At 59.4% G+C, this 17,475-nt stretch carries 16 protein-coding genes; 3 read left to right on the top strand and 13 right to left on the bottom strand.

Translation table 11 applies throughout. The features are described 5' to 3' along the window. Positions 1 to 24 precede the first annotated feature (24 nt). The 10 genes from DV711_RS10340 to DV711_RS10295 all read right to left on the bottom strand — a co-directional run bounded on the left by DV711_RS10340 (position 25) and on the right by DV711_RS10295 (position 10,092). Positions 25 to 1,080 carry an AgmX/PglI C-terminal domain-containing protein gene (locus DV711_RS10340; RefSeq protein WP_114695577.1) on the bottom strand — a complete coding sequence of 352 codons (1,056 nt, stop codon included), beginning with the start codon at positions 1,078 to 1,080 and terminating at the stop codon, positions 25 to 27. 2 nt (positions 1,081 to 1,082) lie between these two features. Beyond that, a complete protein-coding gene (locus DV711_RS10335; protein WP_114695576.1) occupies positions 1,083 to 1,613 on the bottom strand; it encodes an ExbD/TolR family protein in 531 nt (176 codons plus the stop codon). Beyond that, on the bottom strand, positions 1,613 to 2,125 hold the full coding sequence (locus tag DV711_RS10330; RefSeq protein ID WP_114695575.1) for a biopolymer transporter ExbD: 513 nt from the start codon (positions 2,123 to 2,125) through the stop codon (positions 1,613 to 1,615). The genes DV711_RS10335 and DV711_RS10330 overlap by 1 nt, the downstream gene beginning before the upstream one ends. A gap of 23 nt (positions 2,126 to 2,148) precedes the next feature. Further along, a complete protein-coding gene (locus tag DV711_RS10325; protein WP_114695574.1) occupies positions 2,149 to 2,802 on the bottom strand; it encodes a MotA/TolQ/ExbB proton channel family protein in 654 nt (217 codons plus the stop codon). 130 nt (positions 2,803 to 2,932) lie between these two features. Further along, a complete protein-coding gene (locus DV711_RS10320) occupies positions 2,933 to 3,241 on the bottom strand; it encodes a hypothetical protein (protein ID WP_114695573.1) in 309 nt (102 codons plus the stop codon). Further along, positions 3,238 to 3,888, bottom strand: a complete 651-nt coding sequence (locus DV711_RS10315) for a tetratricopeptide repeat protein (protein WP_165840072.1) — start codon at positions 3,886 to 3,888, stop codon at positions 3,238 to 3,240. The genes DV711_RS10320 and DV711_RS10315 overlap by 4 nt, the downstream gene beginning before the upstream one ends. Then, on the bottom strand, positions 3,860 to 6,742 hold the full coding sequence (locus tag DV711_RS10310; RefSeq protein ID WP_165840071.1) for a tetratricopeptide repeat protein: 2,883 nt from the start codon (positions 6,740 to 6,742) through the stop codon (positions 3,860 to 3,862). Before DV711_RS10310 ends, DV711_RS10315 begins: the two co-directional genes overlap by 29 nt. A 16-nt stretch (positions 6,743 to 6,758) precedes the next feature. Then, positions 6,759 to 8,762, bottom strand: a complete 2,004-nt coding sequence (locus DV711_RS10305; protein WP_133297437.1) for a tetratricopeptide repeat protein — start codon at positions 8,760 to 8,762, stop codon at positions 6,759 to 6,761. Between the two features lie 5 nt (positions 8,763 to 8,767). Then, a complete protein-coding gene (locus DV711_RS10300; protein WP_114695569.1) occupies positions 8,768 to 9,370 on the bottom strand; it encodes a hypothetical protein in 603 nt (200 codons plus the stop codon). A 527-nt stretch (positions 9,371 to 9,897) separates the two neighbouring features. Next, on the bottom strand, positions 9,898 to 10,092 hold the full coding sequence (locus DV711_RS10295) for a hypothetical protein (RefSeq protein WP_114695568.1): 195 nt from the start codon (positions 10,090 to 10,092) through the stop codon (positions 9,898 to 9,900). A gap of 262 nt (positions 10,093 to 10,354) precedes the next feature. Here DV711_RS10295 and DV711_RS10290 point away from each other — a divergent pair, with 262 nt between their 5' ends. Continuing rightward, positions 10,355 to 11,023 (top strand): class I SAM-dependent methyltransferase, encoded by a 669-nt coding sequence (locus tag DV711_RS10290; protein ID WP_114695567.1) that lies wholly within the window; start codon positions 10,355 to 10,357, stop codon positions 11,021 to 11,023. 24 nt (positions 11,024 to 11,047) lie between these two features. Then, the gene (locus DV711_RS10285; protein WP_114695566.1) at positions 11,048 to 11,770 is read left to right on the top strand and encodes an alanyl-tRNA editing protein; all 723 of its coding nucleotides are present in this window, start codon (positions 11,048 to 11,050) and stop codon (positions 11,768 to 11,770) included. Positions 11,771 to 11,785: 15 nt separating this feature from the next. Here DV711_RS10285 and DV711_RS10280 read toward each other — a convergent pair whose 3' ends face one another. Further along, on the bottom strand, positions 11,786 to 12,265 hold the full coding sequence (locus DV711_RS10280) for an Lrp/AsnC family transcriptional regulator (protein ID WP_114695565.1): 480 nt from the start codon (positions 12,263 to 12,265) through the stop codon (positions 11,786 to 11,788). A 207-nt stretch (positions 12,266 to 12,472) separates the two neighbouring features. Here DV711_RS10280 and aceE point away from each other — a divergent pair, with 207 nt between their 5' ends. Further along, on the top strand, positions 12,473 to 15,160 hold the full coding sequence (gene aceE / locus DV711_RS10275; RefSeq protein ID WP_114695564.1) for a pyruvate dehydrogenase (acetyl-transferring), homodimeric type: 2,688 nt from the start codon (positions 12,473 to 12,475) through the stop codon (positions 15,158 to 15,160). Positions 15,161 to 15,239: 79 nt separating this feature from the next. Here the strand turns inward: aceE and DV711_RS10270 are convergent, their stop codons facing one another. After that, positions 15,240 to 15,641 carry a CBS domain-containing protein gene (locus DV711_RS10270; protein ID WP_114695563.1) on the bottom strand — a complete coding sequence of 134 codons (402 nt, stop codon included), beginning with the start codon at positions 15,639 to 15,641 and terminating at the stop codon, positions 15,240 to 15,242. 80 nt (positions 15,642 to 15,721) lie between these two features. Beyond that, positions 15,722 to 17,344, bottom strand: a complete 1,623-nt coding sequence (ahpF, locus tag DV711_RS10265; RefSeq protein ID WP_114695562.1) for an alkyl hydroperoxide reductase subunit F — start codon at positions 17,342 to 17,344, stop codon at positions 15,722 to 15,724. Between the last annotated feature and the right edge of the window lie 131 nt (positions 17,345 to 17,475).

The raw sequence follows: 17,475 nt of genomic DNA, 5'->3' as shown, positions 1-17,475 counted from the left end.
CCGTTACCCGAGACCCGGCCCGGTTCAGACCGGGAAAAATTCAATCGGCACCCTGGTGGTCACCGTCGGCACTCCCGGTTTAGCACCGAAGTCGATCCGCTTTATCAACAGGATCAGCTTCTGCTCCAGGGATTCGGCCTTCAGCTCACTGTAAACAACCCGGCTACCGGTGACCTCACCGGCCGGGGCGATGGTAATGCTGACTACCACCTTCCCCCGCAGGCTAGGGTTTTTCCTCAGCTCACGGTTGTAGATCCGGTAGATCGCTCGCTTATGGCGGTTGAGTATCTCCTGAATCTCGTCTTCGCTCCGCGTTTTCCGCAGATCGCCGGTTGCAGGCCCGGCGGTCCCCTCGCCACTGCCGGTCACCAGACCGGGGCCTGTTCCCGCGATCAGCTCTTCCCTCAGCTCGGGCGCGCCGGTCAGTTGCTCCAGACTCGGTCCATCAGCGCCAAGACCGCCACTGCCTCGGGTGATGTCCGCCGTAGGTTGCGGTTTAGCCGCAGCGAGCTCGCCGACACCCTGACTATCCGTCCCCACCCGATCGGTAGCGATCTTCGGCGCCGACCGGCGTAGCTCAGCCAGGGAATCGCTGAGAGCCAGCACACCGTAGCGCTCAACCGTACTCCGGAGCGGCTCCTGACGAGGTGCCGCCACCTCAGCGCCTTTATCCTGCGCTCCGGGCGGCCGGGATTTAACCGACTTCGGTTTGGCAACAGGCTCCACCGGTGCCGGCGGCGGCGCAGCGGCAACAGCCGCTGGAGCGGGCTCTGAGGAGGTTGCAGCAGGGGGCTCAGATTCGGCCCGGACCGCGGATCGCGGAGCAGGAGTCGGAGCTCGGGCCCGACGAGGTGCAGCCTCGGTGCCGGTCGGTCGGGTAATGGTTTCGGCCAGGATATGGGCAATACGCAGCGGCTCCGACAGCTCGTCCCGATCAATCTGCGGCAACTCCAGCCGAGCAACAACCACACCGAGCAGCAGGAAGAGCAGCACCGAGGCGGCCAAGATCCGGCGGAAGCGACGCTCCTCTTCCGGAGATCCGACCCAGGGCAGTGCCGGCTGTAGAGATCCCGATATCATCGTTAACCCGAGTTCGTCGATCGCTGCAGCACCGACAGCGAAATATGCTCATAACCGGCCCGGCTGCTGGTCAGCATCACCTTTTTCAGCAGCCGGAACGGAATCGATTTATCCCCCATAATGGTCACCTCCCAGTCTACGCCACGGGTACCGCCGCTGATATCGCCACCGCTATCGTCATCGGCGGCCGCACTATCGGAACGCGCCCGCAGCAGGGCACTACGGAGCCCACTGATTTCGCTCTGCGGCGAGTTCAGGCTGGCCCCGGTATCCGCCACCGCTTCTCCCTGCACCAGAATATGCTGCCGGGTAACCGTGATCACCAATGTATCGCGAGGCGTCTGTCGGGCCAGTGATTCCGGCAGGCTGACCGCCTGCTGATCATCGACCGTGGTGAACTCCGAGAAATGAGCCAGGAAGAAAAACACCAGGATGGTGAACACATCCATCAACGCAACCAGGTTAAGCTGGAAACGCCCCCCGGATCGTCGCTGACGACGCTGAATCGAGCGTGCAGAAGGTCCCGGCGTCATTATTTTGCTCTCCCCCCGGACTTGTCAGCAGCCACTTCCCCCAGCGCCAGATTTGGGAACATCGGCTCCCGGATCAGCTCATCGGCGTCTCTGTACTGCCGGATTCTAACCGCATCCATCACCTGCACCAGAACATCGTAGGGAACCTGCGGCTCGAACAGCAGGGTTGCCTCGGTACTTGCAGGAAAGCGCTGCTTCAGATCCGCAGCCACTTCCGCCAGTTCTCGCCAGTCTTCCCCATCCTCGGTTCTTTTCACGATCAAGGGACGTTGCCGACCCTGATAATCCACAACCAGGGTGCCGCTGCGTACCACCACCTGCAGCTGCAGCGGATCGGAGGCCGGAGATACCTCCCTACCCTCAGTAGGCGTCTGCAGTTCAAGGATGGTGATGCCGGAAAAAACCGCAGAGATCAGCAGGAAGGGGATCAGAATCACCAGTAAGCTGAGAAAGGCGGTCACGTCCACCGTCGGCGTTTCCCGTCTGGTCCTGGCCTGCCGATACCTTCTCATCATGGGGTTCCTTCACCTACCCGTCACTTCGGCTCATCGGTTCCGGCGCCACCGCTATGTACAAGGTTAGAGACTTTGACCACCGCCATCTCCAGGCTGTCCAGCAGTTGATTAGTCTTGGTCTGCATATAGGCATGGGCCAGCAGCAGGGGGATGGCAACCATCAGGCCAAAGGCGGTGGTATTCATCGCCACCGAAATACTGGCCGACAGCAGGTCGGCCCTATTTGCCGGATCGATATCGGCAAGGACTGAAAATGCCTCGGTCAGTCCCATAATCGTCCCCAGCAGTCCCAGCAGGGTCGCGATATTGGCAAAAGTGGCCAGGTAGTGGGTCCGTTTTTCCAGTCGGGGAATATACTCCAGCATCCCTTCTTCCATGGCCATCTGCACCTCCCCGGCAGAGCCATCGCCTTTAGCCCGCTGCAGCCCGTACGCCAGGATTCGACTCATGGCTGAATCAGAGCGTAGCGTCAGCTCCCAGGCGTTCTCATAGCGCCCCTCTTCCAGCAGTGGCAATACCCGTTGCCAGACCTTACGGCTACGCACGGCGACAACGGTCAGATAGATATAGCGCTCGATAATGATGGCTATCCCCAGCGCCAGCACCAGAACGATCGGATACATAAACACGCCACCGGACTGAAAGAACCTGAGCACCGCGTATAGATTATCCATAACATAAACCTCAACAGTTGCTTGCCAGTCCGGCGTCCGGATTCAAGGAGCACCACATCGGAATGTATTATTAACTTGACGGACAACCAGGTTCCCTCCCTGGTTGTCCGTCGCCTTCCGCTAGCCTCGGCTAGTGGTCAGGGACCGTATCGACACTGTAGCCCTTCTGAATAAGCTCCAGCTCTTTACGAAACTGCTCCGGCTCCAGGGGTTCCGGTTTATCATCCAGACGATTCTCGAACGTAGCTCCATCCAGAGGAGCACCCAGTTGTTTCCATGGGGCAATATAGACTGTGCTAGGTAGCGCCCGGCTACCCCGGATGGAGAGGGGCTTCTGCTCCAGTTGCTCCTGTGGCTCCAGTTGCTCCTGTTCAGCGGCTGCAGCTTGCTTCGACAGCAGAACAGCGATCAGCAGCAGTATGGTCGCGGCGGATTTCATTGCAGGGCCTCCGTGGAACTCTGGTCATACTCCTGCCTCTGCAGGTCTTCGATCCAGAGTTCCACCTGCGGATCAGCGACTGCGGACAGGCGCTGATAGGCCCGGTAGTGACTTAATGCACAGCCGCGGTTTTGCAGATAGAGGTCGCACAGAATACCAAGATTCAGATGCGCCAGAGGATAACCCGGTTCCAATGTCAGTGCCTTTTGGTAGGCTTCCCGCGCCTGTTGGAACTGCCCACGCCGGCGAAGCAATATACCCAACTGATTGTAGGTGATGGATTTTCCCCCATCCAACGCAAGCGCCTGCCGCAATGCCTGTTCGGCCCTGCTATGTTCACCCAGTTGGAGATAGGCGATGCCGAGATTGAGCTGCACCCCCGGCACGGCCTGCCCTTCCCGGGCAATCGCTTCCAACCGCTTGGCGGCTTCGTGAAACTGTTTTGCTTTCATCCGGCTGAGCGCCTCATCAAAGGTTTTCTGCAGCCGCCCGTCGACAGCGGGAATCGCAGCAGTTGCCCCCTGTGTGCCGGTCTCGGCGAGTATGGGTTGCGGTGGAATCTGCGCGGCGGGCGCACATCCCCACAGCAGTCCGGCGACGATCCCACCGGCAACGAGGCTAGTCGAGTGCTTCCACGGTGGTTTCACTGCGCTCCTCTTTCGCATATCTGGCGGGCCATAGCTCTGCAAGCCGTTTCAGGCTCTGTTCAATCCATGCATCGTATTGTCCCCCGGAGATTCTGCTGACATTGGTCTGGTAATACGAAATGGCCTGCTCTTCAAAAGGCGCCGCCTGCTCTTCGAGCAACAGTTCATACTGCGCCAGCTCTTCATCGTTCAACCCCCGCGGCCGCTCGGAATTCAGCAGTTCATCTCCCAGTTCATGGTACATCCCGGCGATTCGGTAGGTGGCAGCCGTGGTGGTCCCCCCAACACCATAGTCGGTAACCGCCTCCAGCGCCTTCAACGCCCGCTTCATCGCCTGCAGTTTTTTCGTCAGCTGTTGCTGCAGCGGTTCGGTCAGCCGGATCCGCTCAAAAGCGCTGACCTGCTCCTCTGCCAGGCTCAGACTTGCCTGCGCCGCCACCGGGGCGGTGCTGTCGTCACCCCCAAATCGATCCGTTCGGATGATCTCCATCAGCCAGTGTTTGCGTCCCGGCTCATCGTCTGACGAGTGGGCCAGATCCGCCAGTTTCCGACGCACGGCAACCGCCTCGGCCACGGGCTTCGGAAAATCCCCGACATAGCGCTCGAGAGCAGCTTGCGCCTGTTCGATACGATCCAACTGCTGATAGAGTTCGGCTGCCCGCAGCAACGCCTGACGGCGCTCAACTGCAGGCCTCTGACCTCGCCCCAGTTCAAACCAAGCATCAGCAGCTTCGATCCGGCGACCGCCGCGGTCGTAGGCGAAGGCCAGCTTCGGTAACACCTGCTGCTGCAACGGGAGGCCGGGATGATCATCACGAAACTGCTGCAGCACCCGGATCGCCGGATCCCACCGCTCCAGTACCAACAGCGACGTTGCCCCATCATATTGTGCTCTGGGGTGAACAGATGATTCCGAACCGCCGTCGGCGGCAGCCCGGAGAAACAGTTCTGCCGCGCGCGGCTGATCGCCTTCATCCCGGGCCGCTTCCGCTTGGCGGTAGACAGCAAGTGCCATGACTTCGCGTAGCGCGGTTCGTCGAACATCGTCGGCTGCCGCCAGCCCTAGGGCCTGCCGATAGCCATGCTCCGCCCCGGGATAGTCCTGCTGCTGAAACCGGGCCCGGGCCAGCAAGGTCCAGGCAACCTGACGCAGCATTACCGGCACCCCCTGCTGTTGCAGCAGCGTTTCAGTGGCTTCGGCAACCTCCACCAGTCGACCGCGATCCAGCAGCTCGGAACCGGCCCGGCTGAACACAGCCACCGCATCCCGGTGCTCGGGCCAGGTCCGGACAAACCGTAGCTGACTCTCGGTAAAGCGCTCAAACCAGAGGGTCTGCGCTTCCCCCTCCAGCAGTTTCAGCTGCTGAGCGTAAGCCTTGAGGGCCGATCGACCCGCCTCGCTGCCACGGTCACTGTTACCTCGCTCATAGGCGACGCGCTGGTACTCCGTCACGGCGCGGGAATAGACACCGCGCTGGTATAGCAGCTCGGCCAGCTGAAAGTTCATCTCGACCGCCAGCTCGCTATCGACAGCGCTACCGGCTGTGCTACCAAAACCGGTCAGGTAGCGACGATAGCGTTGCTCCGCCATTTCAAACGCCTCGACCGATCCGGTTTTCAGCGCTTGTCGATGGGAATCACCGGCCAGTTCCACCAGCGACGTCTGCAACTGCGTGATCACCTCCGGAAACGACGACGGCTCATGTCGGCGCCAGAATTCCCGCTCCAGCCCGTAGCGCTCGACAAACTCGGCTCGGGTGATCAGGACGCTCTGCTGAGAACCCTCCCGCCGGTAAAGCCGGATCGCTTTCAGGTAGTGGCGGGGAGCGTCAGAATCCAGGGGTCGGTGCCGGGCCAGCGCAAGCCAGGTAGCGGCGGCATCGGTGGACAATCCTTTACGCTGATAGTGGTCGGCAAGATGTCGGTATACCTCCAACTCGTAGGGTCTGCTCCCCCGACGCTCGAAGAAGTCGGCGACGGCATCGATTCCGGCGAGCGAGGAAAAGCACAGGCTGACGGCCCGGAACAGATCATCAATCTGTTCCCGATCGGCCTTTGAGCGTTCTGAAAACAGCCGCTGCGGATCCGAATTCGGCGGTATCTTGCGGTCCAGCAGGGTGAAAAACGGCTCCAGCGCCTCGTCATAACGTTCCTGCCGCAGCAGGCTCCAGCCCAGCTTGTTCAGCCCCTGCTCATAGACGGCCACCCCTTCACCCAATTTCACCACGGCACCATAGGCCGCCTCCGCCCGGACAAAGTCCTGTTCGCCGAACAACAGCTCACCGAACCTGAACTGGGCATCGGCGTAGAGTCTGGTGTTGGCAGTCGGGTACTGACCGATCAGCCGCTGCAGAATCTCGATTGCCCTCAGCGGTCGCCCCTGGCCCTCATGGGCCTTTGCCAGTTGATAGAGCAGCTCTGCCGTAGCGGGATTCTGTGGCCGGATGGCCAGCAGCTGTTCATAGATGGTGATCGCCTCGCTGTATCGTTCATCGGCTGAGCGGGAGTCGGGAGTCGTTCGGTCCGTCAGGCCGGAACTGTCATCCGTCCACGCACTTTCCACCAGCAAGTCCGCAAGACGTCGTCGAATCTCCTGATACTCGGTAGTGGTCGGATAGTCCTGCAGAAAATCCCGGTAGGCTTTGATCGCCTTTTCCCGGGCATCTCCGCTCAGTGGCACTTCAGCATCGACGCCGGGTACTGCGCGAAGATCGGCAAGGGTCAGCGTGGCAGCAGGAGAAGCACCGGAATCCAGGCCCGGCTTCACCCCCGACTCGCCAAGGCAGCCCGCCATCAACCCGACAGATGACAGCAACAAGACGAGTCCGATCGGCGGTCGCTGCAACTTATTCATCCCATTATTCACCCCTTTATTCATCCCGGGCCGCATCATAGCTCTTGGCCAGTTCCAGCCGGGCCTGCTCAAGATTGGCTTCAAGCCGACGTCGGCGCCGTTCCAGTTCCGCCAATGCCAGCTTTCTGGCATAGCGTTCATAGGCATCGATCGCCGCGGTGATACGTCCCTGCAGTCCGGCGATCCGATCGCGCAACGCCGCCAGATAGCCTTCCAGTTCACCTCTTCGGCTTTCGCCCTTCTGGAATCGGCGAATCAACCGTCCTACCCGCTCTCCACCGGCGGCCAGTGCTCTGACCAGCTCTCTGAGTTTCTGCGGTTTCGATACCCGAACCTCTGTCTGGATCGGATCCGAGCCGGGTACCCGACGCGAGACCCTCTCAAGCTGTCGGGAACCTATGCCGTCGGGACTCAGCTCGTCCGGGTAGGCAAAATCCTCGTCTGATTTCGGTATCCGGATGATGCCGGCGATAGGGAAATCGGTCTGCTCGGCCCCCGGTATCTGAATAATTCCTGCCTCCGGCAGTCCGCTCCCGTCCGATTCGGGAAGGCCGCTGGAATCCGATTCCGGCAGCCCGGACCAGCCGTCCGGTAGCGGCAGGGTTTGGCGCTCCGGCGGAAGATCCAGCTCCGGTAACGAGGGTTTTTGCCGGGCCGAATACGGCTGTCCGCCATCGCGCCGCTCATGCTGCCAGTGGGAACCGGCCCCGTCCGGCTCCACCCCTTCCGGCCCGCTGTTCGGTACACTGCCTTCGCTGGGATTACCAGCTTCAGTGCCCGGTGCTGTGAAACCGGTTTCAGGGTCCGGAAGCGCCCGCTCGGCTTCAGGCTGCCGGGTAAGATCAGCCAGACGATCCAGGGTGTCCAGCCCCTGATTCAGACGATCCAGCATCGCCCGGAGATCGGTCTGCCCACGGGTCGTCTGTTGGAATTCCCGGCTAGCAAGCAACGGTCCCATATAGGGAGCACGGGTTATGTCGGCTGCCGACTCCCGACGCAATGAAACCATCGCCTGATTCACCCGCGTCAGTTCCCGGGAAAAGACATCGACGGCCTCTTCATAACTCCGTGCCGCCAGCTCCGGCGACTGCAGCTCCCGATGCAGGGACGGAACAGCCAGCAGCGACTCCTGCACCGCCGGATCTTCCGTCGCGCGACCGCGCAGTTCCATCCAAGGGGTCAGCGCGTCAGCGGACCGCCCCTGCTTCCGGGTAATCCAGCCGGTCGCCAACAGCGCCCGATTTGAAGAGGGGCCATGCAGGCGAACCTTACTCAGATGACTCAATGCCTGCTCCGGTTGCTCCAGACGCATTAATGTATAGGCCAGGGTCAGATTCGCTTTGTCTTTGAGAGAGAGCAGCTCCTCCTTGGTTGCCGACAGGCCGGCAACATGCAGCAACGCAGGCATTGCCTTTTCAAGTCGACCGGCTCTAACCAGAGCGACCCCGAGGTTATAATCGGCATAAGCGGACAGGGCTTCGGGCCCCTGCCATTGTTTCAGTGCCGACGCCGCACCGACATAGTCCCCCTGAGCCATCAGAACATGGGCGAGCAGCAGGCGGTGCTGCCCCCGGATATCCATGGGCAACTGACCGCGGATATTATCGAGCGCCTTTCCGGCCGCTGTCAGTTGACCTTGATGAAAAAACGCTTTGGCGAGTTCCAGCCACGCCCGGTTTCTAAGCTCATCCCCGACCCGCTCGTCCAGCAGGGTGTGGAACGTGGCTTCCGCTTCGTCCCGTAACCCCCAGGCCAGTTTTAATCGCGTCAGCACCACCACCGCATCTGCAGTAGTCAGCTTCAGTTGGCCCCGGTCATAGGCCAGTTGCAGACGGGTTATGGCGGAAAAATGATCCTCCTGCTGCTGATGAAACAGAGCCTCACCGTAGATCAGCTCGCGCAGCCGGTCAGCACTCCGGCCGGAATTGGAGTCCGCCGTCGAGGTCGATACCAGGCCGACGCTCAAGGCCATAATCAAAACGGTGATGCCGAAAATAGATACCGGGGGGGGCTTCATCATGGCGGCTACCACTCGAAAATTTCAAGCTGAGGATCCTTCCCGGCACTTGGACGAGCGATGCGCAGCTCGAGGTATTTGGGCCGCCCCACCTTGGCAATGGCTTTTTCCTGACTTCGCTCTACCCACCGGCCGTCCTGCCCTTGGCTGGTAACGGAAACCCTAATGCTGTGGTCACCGGTTTCAAGCGTGCCGATATAGGGCCGATGGACGCCTCCCAGGCCCAAGGCCCGGTTCTGGTTCCGGTCATAGTGGTGGCGGACGATCTCCCTGCCGTTCAGTTCGATCTGAATGCTACTCAGAACAACCGGCTCATCCTTCGGTACCGAAATGTAGATCACCAGCTGCTCGGCTTTGGGATACAACAGCTCTTCTTCAAGCTGAAGAAGCTCCCGGTTTATCTCCAGAACCTCCTTCTTGATCGCCCTGACTTCCTGATCCAGGGTGGAAAAATCCTTAGCAGCCTGCAGCGCTTCTCCGCGGGCCTGCGCAGACAGAAATATCATCACAAGGAAATACCACGGCGTTATGCCAAGCAATCCACCGACTTTCGACAGGCGAAGCTTGAAGGCAACCAGCGTCGACCGATCATCTTTGGCCACTCTAGCCATGACGATCCCTCCCGTGTAACAGAGAAAAATCAGTGTCAGACGGGCTACAGCCGCTCTTCTACCCCTGCACGGATACGCTCTAAGGATAGGTGACGGGCTGGTTGTTTTCTATTCAGAAGCCAGGCTTACAGAAAGATAACGGCCACTATCAGAGCGGGGTTAAGAAACACGCAAGTAAAGCGGATTTAGGCGAACACATAAGAGACATTATTATGTAGCTAGTAAAATTTAGTCAGCCTCGCTTTAGCCTGGGGATATCCTTGCGGGCAGCAGGTCTCGTTTTGCAAGGTAATCAGCCTTGATAACAATTTAAATGCAGGGAGAGCATTCCGATACAATAAGCATCGGACATTCTGACTATTTTGAGGCCCAGCCCTCCTTTCCGCCGGTCGTCAATACAAGAACAATCTCCAAATCCGTCGTTGTCATCGCGCACATACCAACTCCTTAACCACCAGATTGATATAAGCCTCGCATAAGCCGTTAAGTTTGATCTGAAATCAGGCCTCCAGAGCGTACTTTAGAGGTTAAAATAGGGTATCGGGAATCCGCTCCTCTGCCTTATCGTGTTCAGATTTAAATGCATCGATAATCAAACAATCGGTCTCACACTCCGGCAGCGAGTCCAACTCTACAACGGTTGCCAGAGCCTGTGGTTCCAATTGCGGATCTCCAACACCGACATGACTGAGGTCTTGTTCCAGCAGGACCTGTTCAAGCAAACACCGAATTGCTGTAATCGCTGCTGATTAGATTTGATCATCAGAAATTTTCCGGCCATAGCAGGGCAACGGCTCCATCGTTCAGACATCAACTCACGGATTTTTCTCGGATGAGCAGCGCTTAGACAGGAAGGCCGAAAACGGTCGGAAAATGATATTTCCCAATACAACAACTGCGCCTAGCGGCAAGCACAGTCTGGCCCTTGGCGACAAAGGAGCGTTTTGAAATACTGCTGAGCTTCATCAACCGGCGAGACCACTTATGACCCAGCTTTTCGACGACTGGCCTGATCCCTACGAGCAGTGGTTTCAAACCCCGATCGGGCAATTGGTGTATCAGACCGAACTGGCACTGATCCTGGATCAGGTTCAACCCCAAGCCGGGGAGAACGTTCTCGATGCCGGCTGCGGCAGCGGTATCTTCACCGCCCCGCTGATTGAACGAGGTGTACGAATCACCGGGGTGGACCTGTCGCTTCCGATGCTGTCACGAGCAACCGCCAGGCTACCCCAAGCCCGCTTTGCCGCCGCAGATATCGGCAAACTACCCTTTGCCGACAATACGTTCGATAAGTGCGTGTCGATCACCGCGCTGGAGTTTATCGAGGACGCTGAACAGGCCCTCGGCGAGCTGTTCCGGGTCACCCGTCCCGGCGGTAAGGTCGTGGTCGCTACCCTGAACAGCCTGAGCCCCTGGGCAGCCCGTCGGCACGACAACGCCAAGCAGGACAAGGACTCGGTCTTCAACCACGCCTGGTTTCGCAGTCCCGACGAGCTGCTGGCCCTGACTCCGATCAGCGGCGAAACCCATACGGCGGTTCACTTTGACAAGCACTGCGAACTAGCCGAGGCTAAAGCGATCGAACAGCAAGGTCTGCAGCAACAGCGCAACGACGGCGCCTTTCTGATCGGCAGCTGGATTAAGCCCTGAGGGCATCAACAGGAGCAGGGAAAGATGACTACAGCCCCGTTAACCCAAGAACTGTTTCGCGAAGACGGCTATCTACAACACTGCGAAGCGACGGTGGTTGAACACCGCGACGACGGGTTCGTCACCGATCAGACCGTGTTCTATCCGGTCGGCGGCGGCCAGCTCGGCGACAGCGGCCACCTGAAAAGGGCCGACGGTAGCGAAATTACCATCAGCAATACCCTCAAAGAACGCGATAGCGGCGCCATCGTGCACCAGACCGACGCCTCTGCGCTGCCGACGATTGGCGAACGGATCAGCTTACAGATTGACTGGGACCGGCGTTACCGGATCATGCGCCTGCACAGCTGCATGCATATGCTCTGTGCCGTGGTGCCGGCAGCCGTAACCGGCGGCGGCATACGCGATGACGGCAGCGCCCGGATCGATTTCAACCTGCCCGAACCACCCGACAAACTGGCGATCGAGGCTGACCTGAATCGACTGACCCAAGGCGATCACCCGATGTCGATCCACTGGATCAGCGATGAGGAGATGGAAGCGCGGCCCGAGCTAATCCGCACCATGAGTGTCAAACCGCCGATGGGCCACGGCCGGGTAAGACTGATCCAGTTCGACGGTGCCGATCTGCAGCCCTGCGGCGGCACCCACGTCGCCAACAGCGGCGAGATTGGTCCGGTCAGAATCAAGAAGATCGAGAACAAAGGCAAGCAGAACCGCCGCATCATCGTAATACTGGACGAGTAATCGGTAGAGACCACCTCAGCGGCTAAGATGCTCCAGATCATAAGCGGTCTTATGGACCGGTTGGCGCATGATGAAATTGCTGATGATCGAATTGACCCCTTCGATGGCGGCCAGTTTATCCAGTAACAGTTGCTGGTAATGGTCCAGATCCCGGGTGACCATCTTCAGCATGTAGTCCGACTGGCTGCCGGTGATCAGATAGCACTCCATCACCTCGGGTATCAACGCCACCGCTTCCTCAAACAGCTTGAGCCGGTCCTTGGTCTGTTTCTCCAATGAGATCTGCACCAGTATCGTCATCGGCAGACCAATTTTCTTCGGATCCAACACCACAATCTGTCGAGCGATCAGCCCACGACTCTCCAACTGCTTTACCCGCCGACCACAGGGGGTCGGCGAAAGCCCCACCGCGTCAGCCAGCTCCGCAATACTGATACGGGCATCCTGCTGCAACAGCTCCAGAATTCTTCTATCAATTCGATCCAGTTTTTCCATCAGTGTCACCCCCGGCTGGTTGAACCATTTTGCTGGACTCCTGAACGGGAATACTACCGCAACCCTTAGCGCCAAAATCTAATATCTAAAGATTTTTTAGCCGCAACATCCAACAACCATCAATTAAGCTAGCGATTTTAGCCTCTTGAGCTCCGATCGCAGTGATAACCTTTATAGCCACGACAACAACAAACCGGAGCCTCCTAGATGAACCCCTGCCATGCTGACACGGCCTACTCCGCCGAAGAACAGGAATTGGAAAACAGCGAGTGGATCGAAGCGCTCGACTACATCTTCCACGAGCAGGGAGAGGGTCGCAGCCGGGAGATGCTGCGACTACTGCAGAATCATCTGTTGAAAAAGGGGGTTAGCCTGGCCGAAGCGACCCTGAACACCCCCTATCGAAATACCATCGCACCACAGCAGCAGCCCGGCTATCCAGGCGATATCGCGCTGGAGCAGAAGATCGAGAACATCATTCGTTGGAACGCGATGGCGATGGTGCTGCAGGCTAACGCCAACGGTTCCGGTGTCGGCGGCCATATCGCCACCTACCAGTCCGCCGCCACCGCGCTGGAAGTGTGCTTCAATCACTGGTTCCAGAGCCGCAGCCCGGACTACGGCGGCGATATCCTGATGGTGCAAGCCCATGCGGCCCCCGGCTTATACGCCCGCGGCTACCTGGAAAACCGCATTACTGAACAGCAGCTGGTCAATTTCAGGCGTGAGCTGCAACCCGGTGGCGGCCTGCCCTCCTACCCTCACCCCCGGCGTCTACCGGACTTCTGGCAGCTGCCCAGCGCCTCGATGGGCCTCTCGACCCCCTCGGCGATCTACCAGGCCCGATTTATGAAGTACCTGGAAAACCGCGGTATCAAACCGGCTAACGGCGGTAAGGTCTGGTGCTTTATCGGTGACGGCGAATCGGACGAACCGGAAGTGCTCGGCACCATCAACATGGCGACCCGCGATAATCTCGACAACCTGGTGATGGTGATCAACTGCAACCTGCAACGGCTCGACGGCCCGGTCCGGGGCAACGGCAAGATCATCCAGGAGCTGGAGCGCAGCTACCGCGGTGCCGGTTGGGATGTGATCAAGGTGATCTGGGGCAGCGAGTGGGACGAACTGTTCTCCCGCGATCAGGACGGACTGCTGCAGGCGCGGATGGACCGCGCCGTGGACGGCGATTACCAGTTCTACACCGTCTCCGACGGCAAAACCGTGCGGGAACACTGGATCGACGGCGATCCGCGTCTGGCCGAGCTGATGAAGACCCTCAACGACGACGAGATCCGCCTGATCCGTCGTGGCGGTCATGATCGTAAGAAGCTCTACGCCGCCTTCGATCGGGCCTCCCGCAATACCGGCAAGCCCACGGTGATCCTGATGAAAACGGTCAAGGGCGAAGGCATGGGCTCCTCCGCCGAAGGCCAGAACACCGCTCATCAGCAAAAGCAGTTCAGCGCCGAAGATCGCATCGCCATTGGCCGCCGCTTCGGCATCCCGCTGTCCGATGAGCAACTGGCCCAGGCGGCCTTCTACAAGCCGGCCGAAGACAGTCCTGAAGCTCTCTACCTGCATCGGCAGCGGCAGCAGCTCAACGGTTACCTCCCCAGCCGTACCACTCAACAGCCGCGCCTGACCGCTCCGTCGCTGAGCCTGTTCCAACGGGCCATCGATGGAACCACGCGGGAGCAATCCACCACCATGGCCTTTGTGCGCATGTTGGCGTCGATGATGAAAGACAATGCGCTGGGCCGCTATATCGTGCCGATCGTTCCGGATGAGGCCCGTACCTTCGGGATGGAGTCGCTGTTCAATCAGTTCGGGATCTACTCCAGCGAGGGACAGAAATACAAGCCGGTGGATGCCAGCTCGCTGCTGCCCTACAAGGAGGCCAAAGACGGCCAGCTGCTGCAGGAGGGGATCTGCGAAGCCGGGGCGATGGCATCATTCCTGGCCGCTGGTACCGCCTACGCCAACTTCGGCGCGCCAATGATTCCGTTCTACACCTTCTATTCGATCTTCGGCTTCCAACGGGTCGGCGACATGATCTGGAGCTGCTCCGATGCGATGGCCAAAGGCTTCCTGCTCGGCGGCACCGCCGGTCGTACCACCCTGAACGGTGAAGGGCTGCAGCACCAGGACGGTCACTCCCATGTCATCGCCGCCACGGTACCGAACCTGCGCAGCTACGACCCCGCCTTCGCCTACGAACTGGCGGTGATCGTTCGTGACGGTATCGAACGGATGTACCAGAACGATGAGAACATCTTCTACTACCTGACGCTGTACAACGAGAACTACCCGATGCCGGCCATGCCCGCGGATGACGACAACATCAACATCGAGCAGGATATTCTCAACGGCCTGTACCGTTTCCAGGCCGACTCTAGCGAGGGTCACAAGGTCCACCTGTTCGGTAGTGGCAGCCTGATGCAGGAGGTGCTCAAAGCCGCCGAACTGTTGCGCGGTTTCGGCTGCAGCACCGATATCTGGAGCGTCACCAGCTACACCGAACTGCTGCGTCAGGCCGAGCAGAGCGAGCGCCTCAACCGACTCAATCCCGAGTCGCCGGTACAGAACCATATCGAGCGCCAGCTGGCCGATGAACAGGGGATCATCGTCGCCTGTAGTGACTACATGAAGATACTGCCCGACAGCATCGCCCGCTGGCTGCCATTGCCGCAGGTCAGCCTGGGTACCGACGGTTTCGGATTGAGCGAATCGCGGCCGGACCTGCGCGATCACTTTGAAGTGGATGCCCGCTATATCGCCTGGACCGCCCTGACCGAACTCTATCGCCAGGGAACCCTGACGCTCGACAGCCTGCAGCAAGCCCGGTCGCAGCTGCAGATCCCCACCAGCAAACTGGACCCGGCGTCGCTGTAATCAACAATCGGTCGGTATCCGTCGGAATCGGCTATGGTGATCGCTCGCTTGGGTGAATAGCCTCAGGTTGTCGATCAAGTTAATACGCCTGACAGCTATCCAGCGATTTAGACAGGCTGTGCACCAGCTGGCTGCGGGTCACGATGCCGACCACCTTCTGGTCCCGGGTAACCGGGTAGACCTTCGGGCGGTTGGTCTGCATCTGCTGACCCAGCTCCAACGTGGTCAACTGCTCCGATACCGACAGCGGATCGTCCCGCATCAGCTCGGCCACGGTGACGTGGGCATCGCAGTGATAGCTTTCGGCGATCAGCTTCTGCAGGCAATCCTGTTCAGACAGAAAGCCCACCAACTGTTGCTGCTCATCCACCACCGGCAGGCCACTCAAGCCGCTGTCGACGATGAGTTTGACCGCCTCGGACAGCCCCATATGGGGATGCAGCAAAGCACTGGTTTTCATGATCTCTTTGACTTGTAGCATGATCTTCCTCCCGTGGGTCTCCCCACTTTCGCCGTTTACCCATCGCCTGAAGGATCTCCACCAGGCGACGGGAACCGGTATCAGGCAGCGCTGGGCTGCGCTTCCTGTTCACTGTCCGCCGAGTCGTTCGGCTCATCTGAGCTAATCGGCTCACGAATCAGGTAATCAAAGGCGCTCAGGGCGGCGGTCGAGCCCGACCCCATCGCGATAATGATCTGTTTGTAGGGCACGCTGCTGACATCGCCGGCAGCGAATACACCCGGCATTGAGGTTTCGCCACGCTGGTTGATCTCGATCTCGCCGTGAGCAGTCAGATCGATACTGTCACCCAACCATTCGGTATTCGGCACCAGACCGATCTGAACGAAGATGCCCGCCAACGCCAGCTGGTGTTGCTCGTCGGTTTCACGGTCGACATAAGTCAACCCGGTCACCCGTTGGCCGTCGCCCAATACTTCGGTGGTCATCGCCGACGCGATGATGTCGATATTGCTCATCGAGCGCGCTTTGCGTTGCAGCACCTCATCGGCGCGCAGCGTGTCGGCAAACTCCAACACGGTAACGTGCTCGACGATGCCGGCCAGATCGATCGCCGCTTCGATACCGGAATTACCACCACCGATCACCGCCACCGACTTGCCCTTGAACAGCGGACCGTCGCAGTGGGGGCAGTAAGCCACGCCGCGGCCACGGTATTCGTGCTCGCCGGGAACATTCATCTCTCTCCAGCGCGCCCCGGTGGACAGCACCACCGAACGGCTCTTCAGCGTGGCACCGCTCTCCAGCGGCACTTCGATCAGGCCGTTACGCTGAATTCCTGCGGCCCGCTGTCCCTGCATCAGGTCGACATCGTAATCGAGCACATGCTGCTCCAGGTTCGCCACCAGCTTGGGGCCCTCGGTGGCGCTGACCGAGATAAAGTTTTCGATCGCCATGGTGTCGAGCACCTGGCCACCAAACCGATCGGCGACGATGCCGGTACGAATCCCTTTGCGAGCGGCATAGATCGCCGCTGCCGCGCCGGCCGGGCCACCACCGACTACCAGCAGGTCGTAGGGTTCTTTCTGATCTAACTCTGCAGCTTTCTTAGCGGCCGCTCCTGTATCAAGAGCGGTGTCCAACTTGTCGACCATCTCATTCAGCGTCATCCGGCCCTGGCCGAACAATTCACCATTCACATAGACCGACGGTACCGCCAGGATGTTGCGCGACTCTACTTCTTGCTTGAACAGCGCCCCATCGATCATCCGGTGCTGAATCTGAGGATTGATCAGCGCCATCAGGTTGAATGCCTGCACCACCTCCGGGCAGTTCTGGCACGACAGCGAGATATAGGTTTCGATCACCAAGGGGCGATCCAGTTGCTCAATTCGGTCCAGCAGCGCTTGCTCCTGCTTCGTCGGATGGCCGCCGGCCTGCAGCAACGCCAGCACCAGTGAGCTGAACTCATGCCCCATGGGCACCCCGGCAAACTCGACCCGGGGTTCTTCACCCTCACGGGCAATCGCCATAGCCGGCACCCGTCCCGACGGGGAGGCTTGCTGTCGGACGCTGATCAGCGCCGACAAGGACTCGATCTCTGTGGCCAGTTGATAAAGCTGCTGAGACTGCGGGCTGTCATCCAGCGCCAGCAGCAACTCGATCGGTGCGACCACCTTTTGAAGGTAACTTTCCAGCTGTAGTTTCAGTTGAGTATCCAGCATCTTTACGTCCTGCCTGTAAAACAGTTGTCTCCCACCCCTGCAATCTGAGCGTCCGGGGAGAGGTATAGAATCAAGTGTTGGGACCGGCATCATGCCGGCCCCGAGGTATCTGATCGGGCTGCGATCAGACC

This window comes from Motiliproteus coralliicola (assembly GCF_003345655.1).
In the GTDB taxonomy this organism is placed as follows: Bacteria; Pseudomonadota; Gammaproteobacteria; order Pseudomonadales; family Balneatricaceae; genus Motiliproteus; species Motiliproteus coralliicola.
Note: the sequence above shows the minus strand (reverse complement) of the source record. Positions and strands in the feature narration are given on the sequence as shown.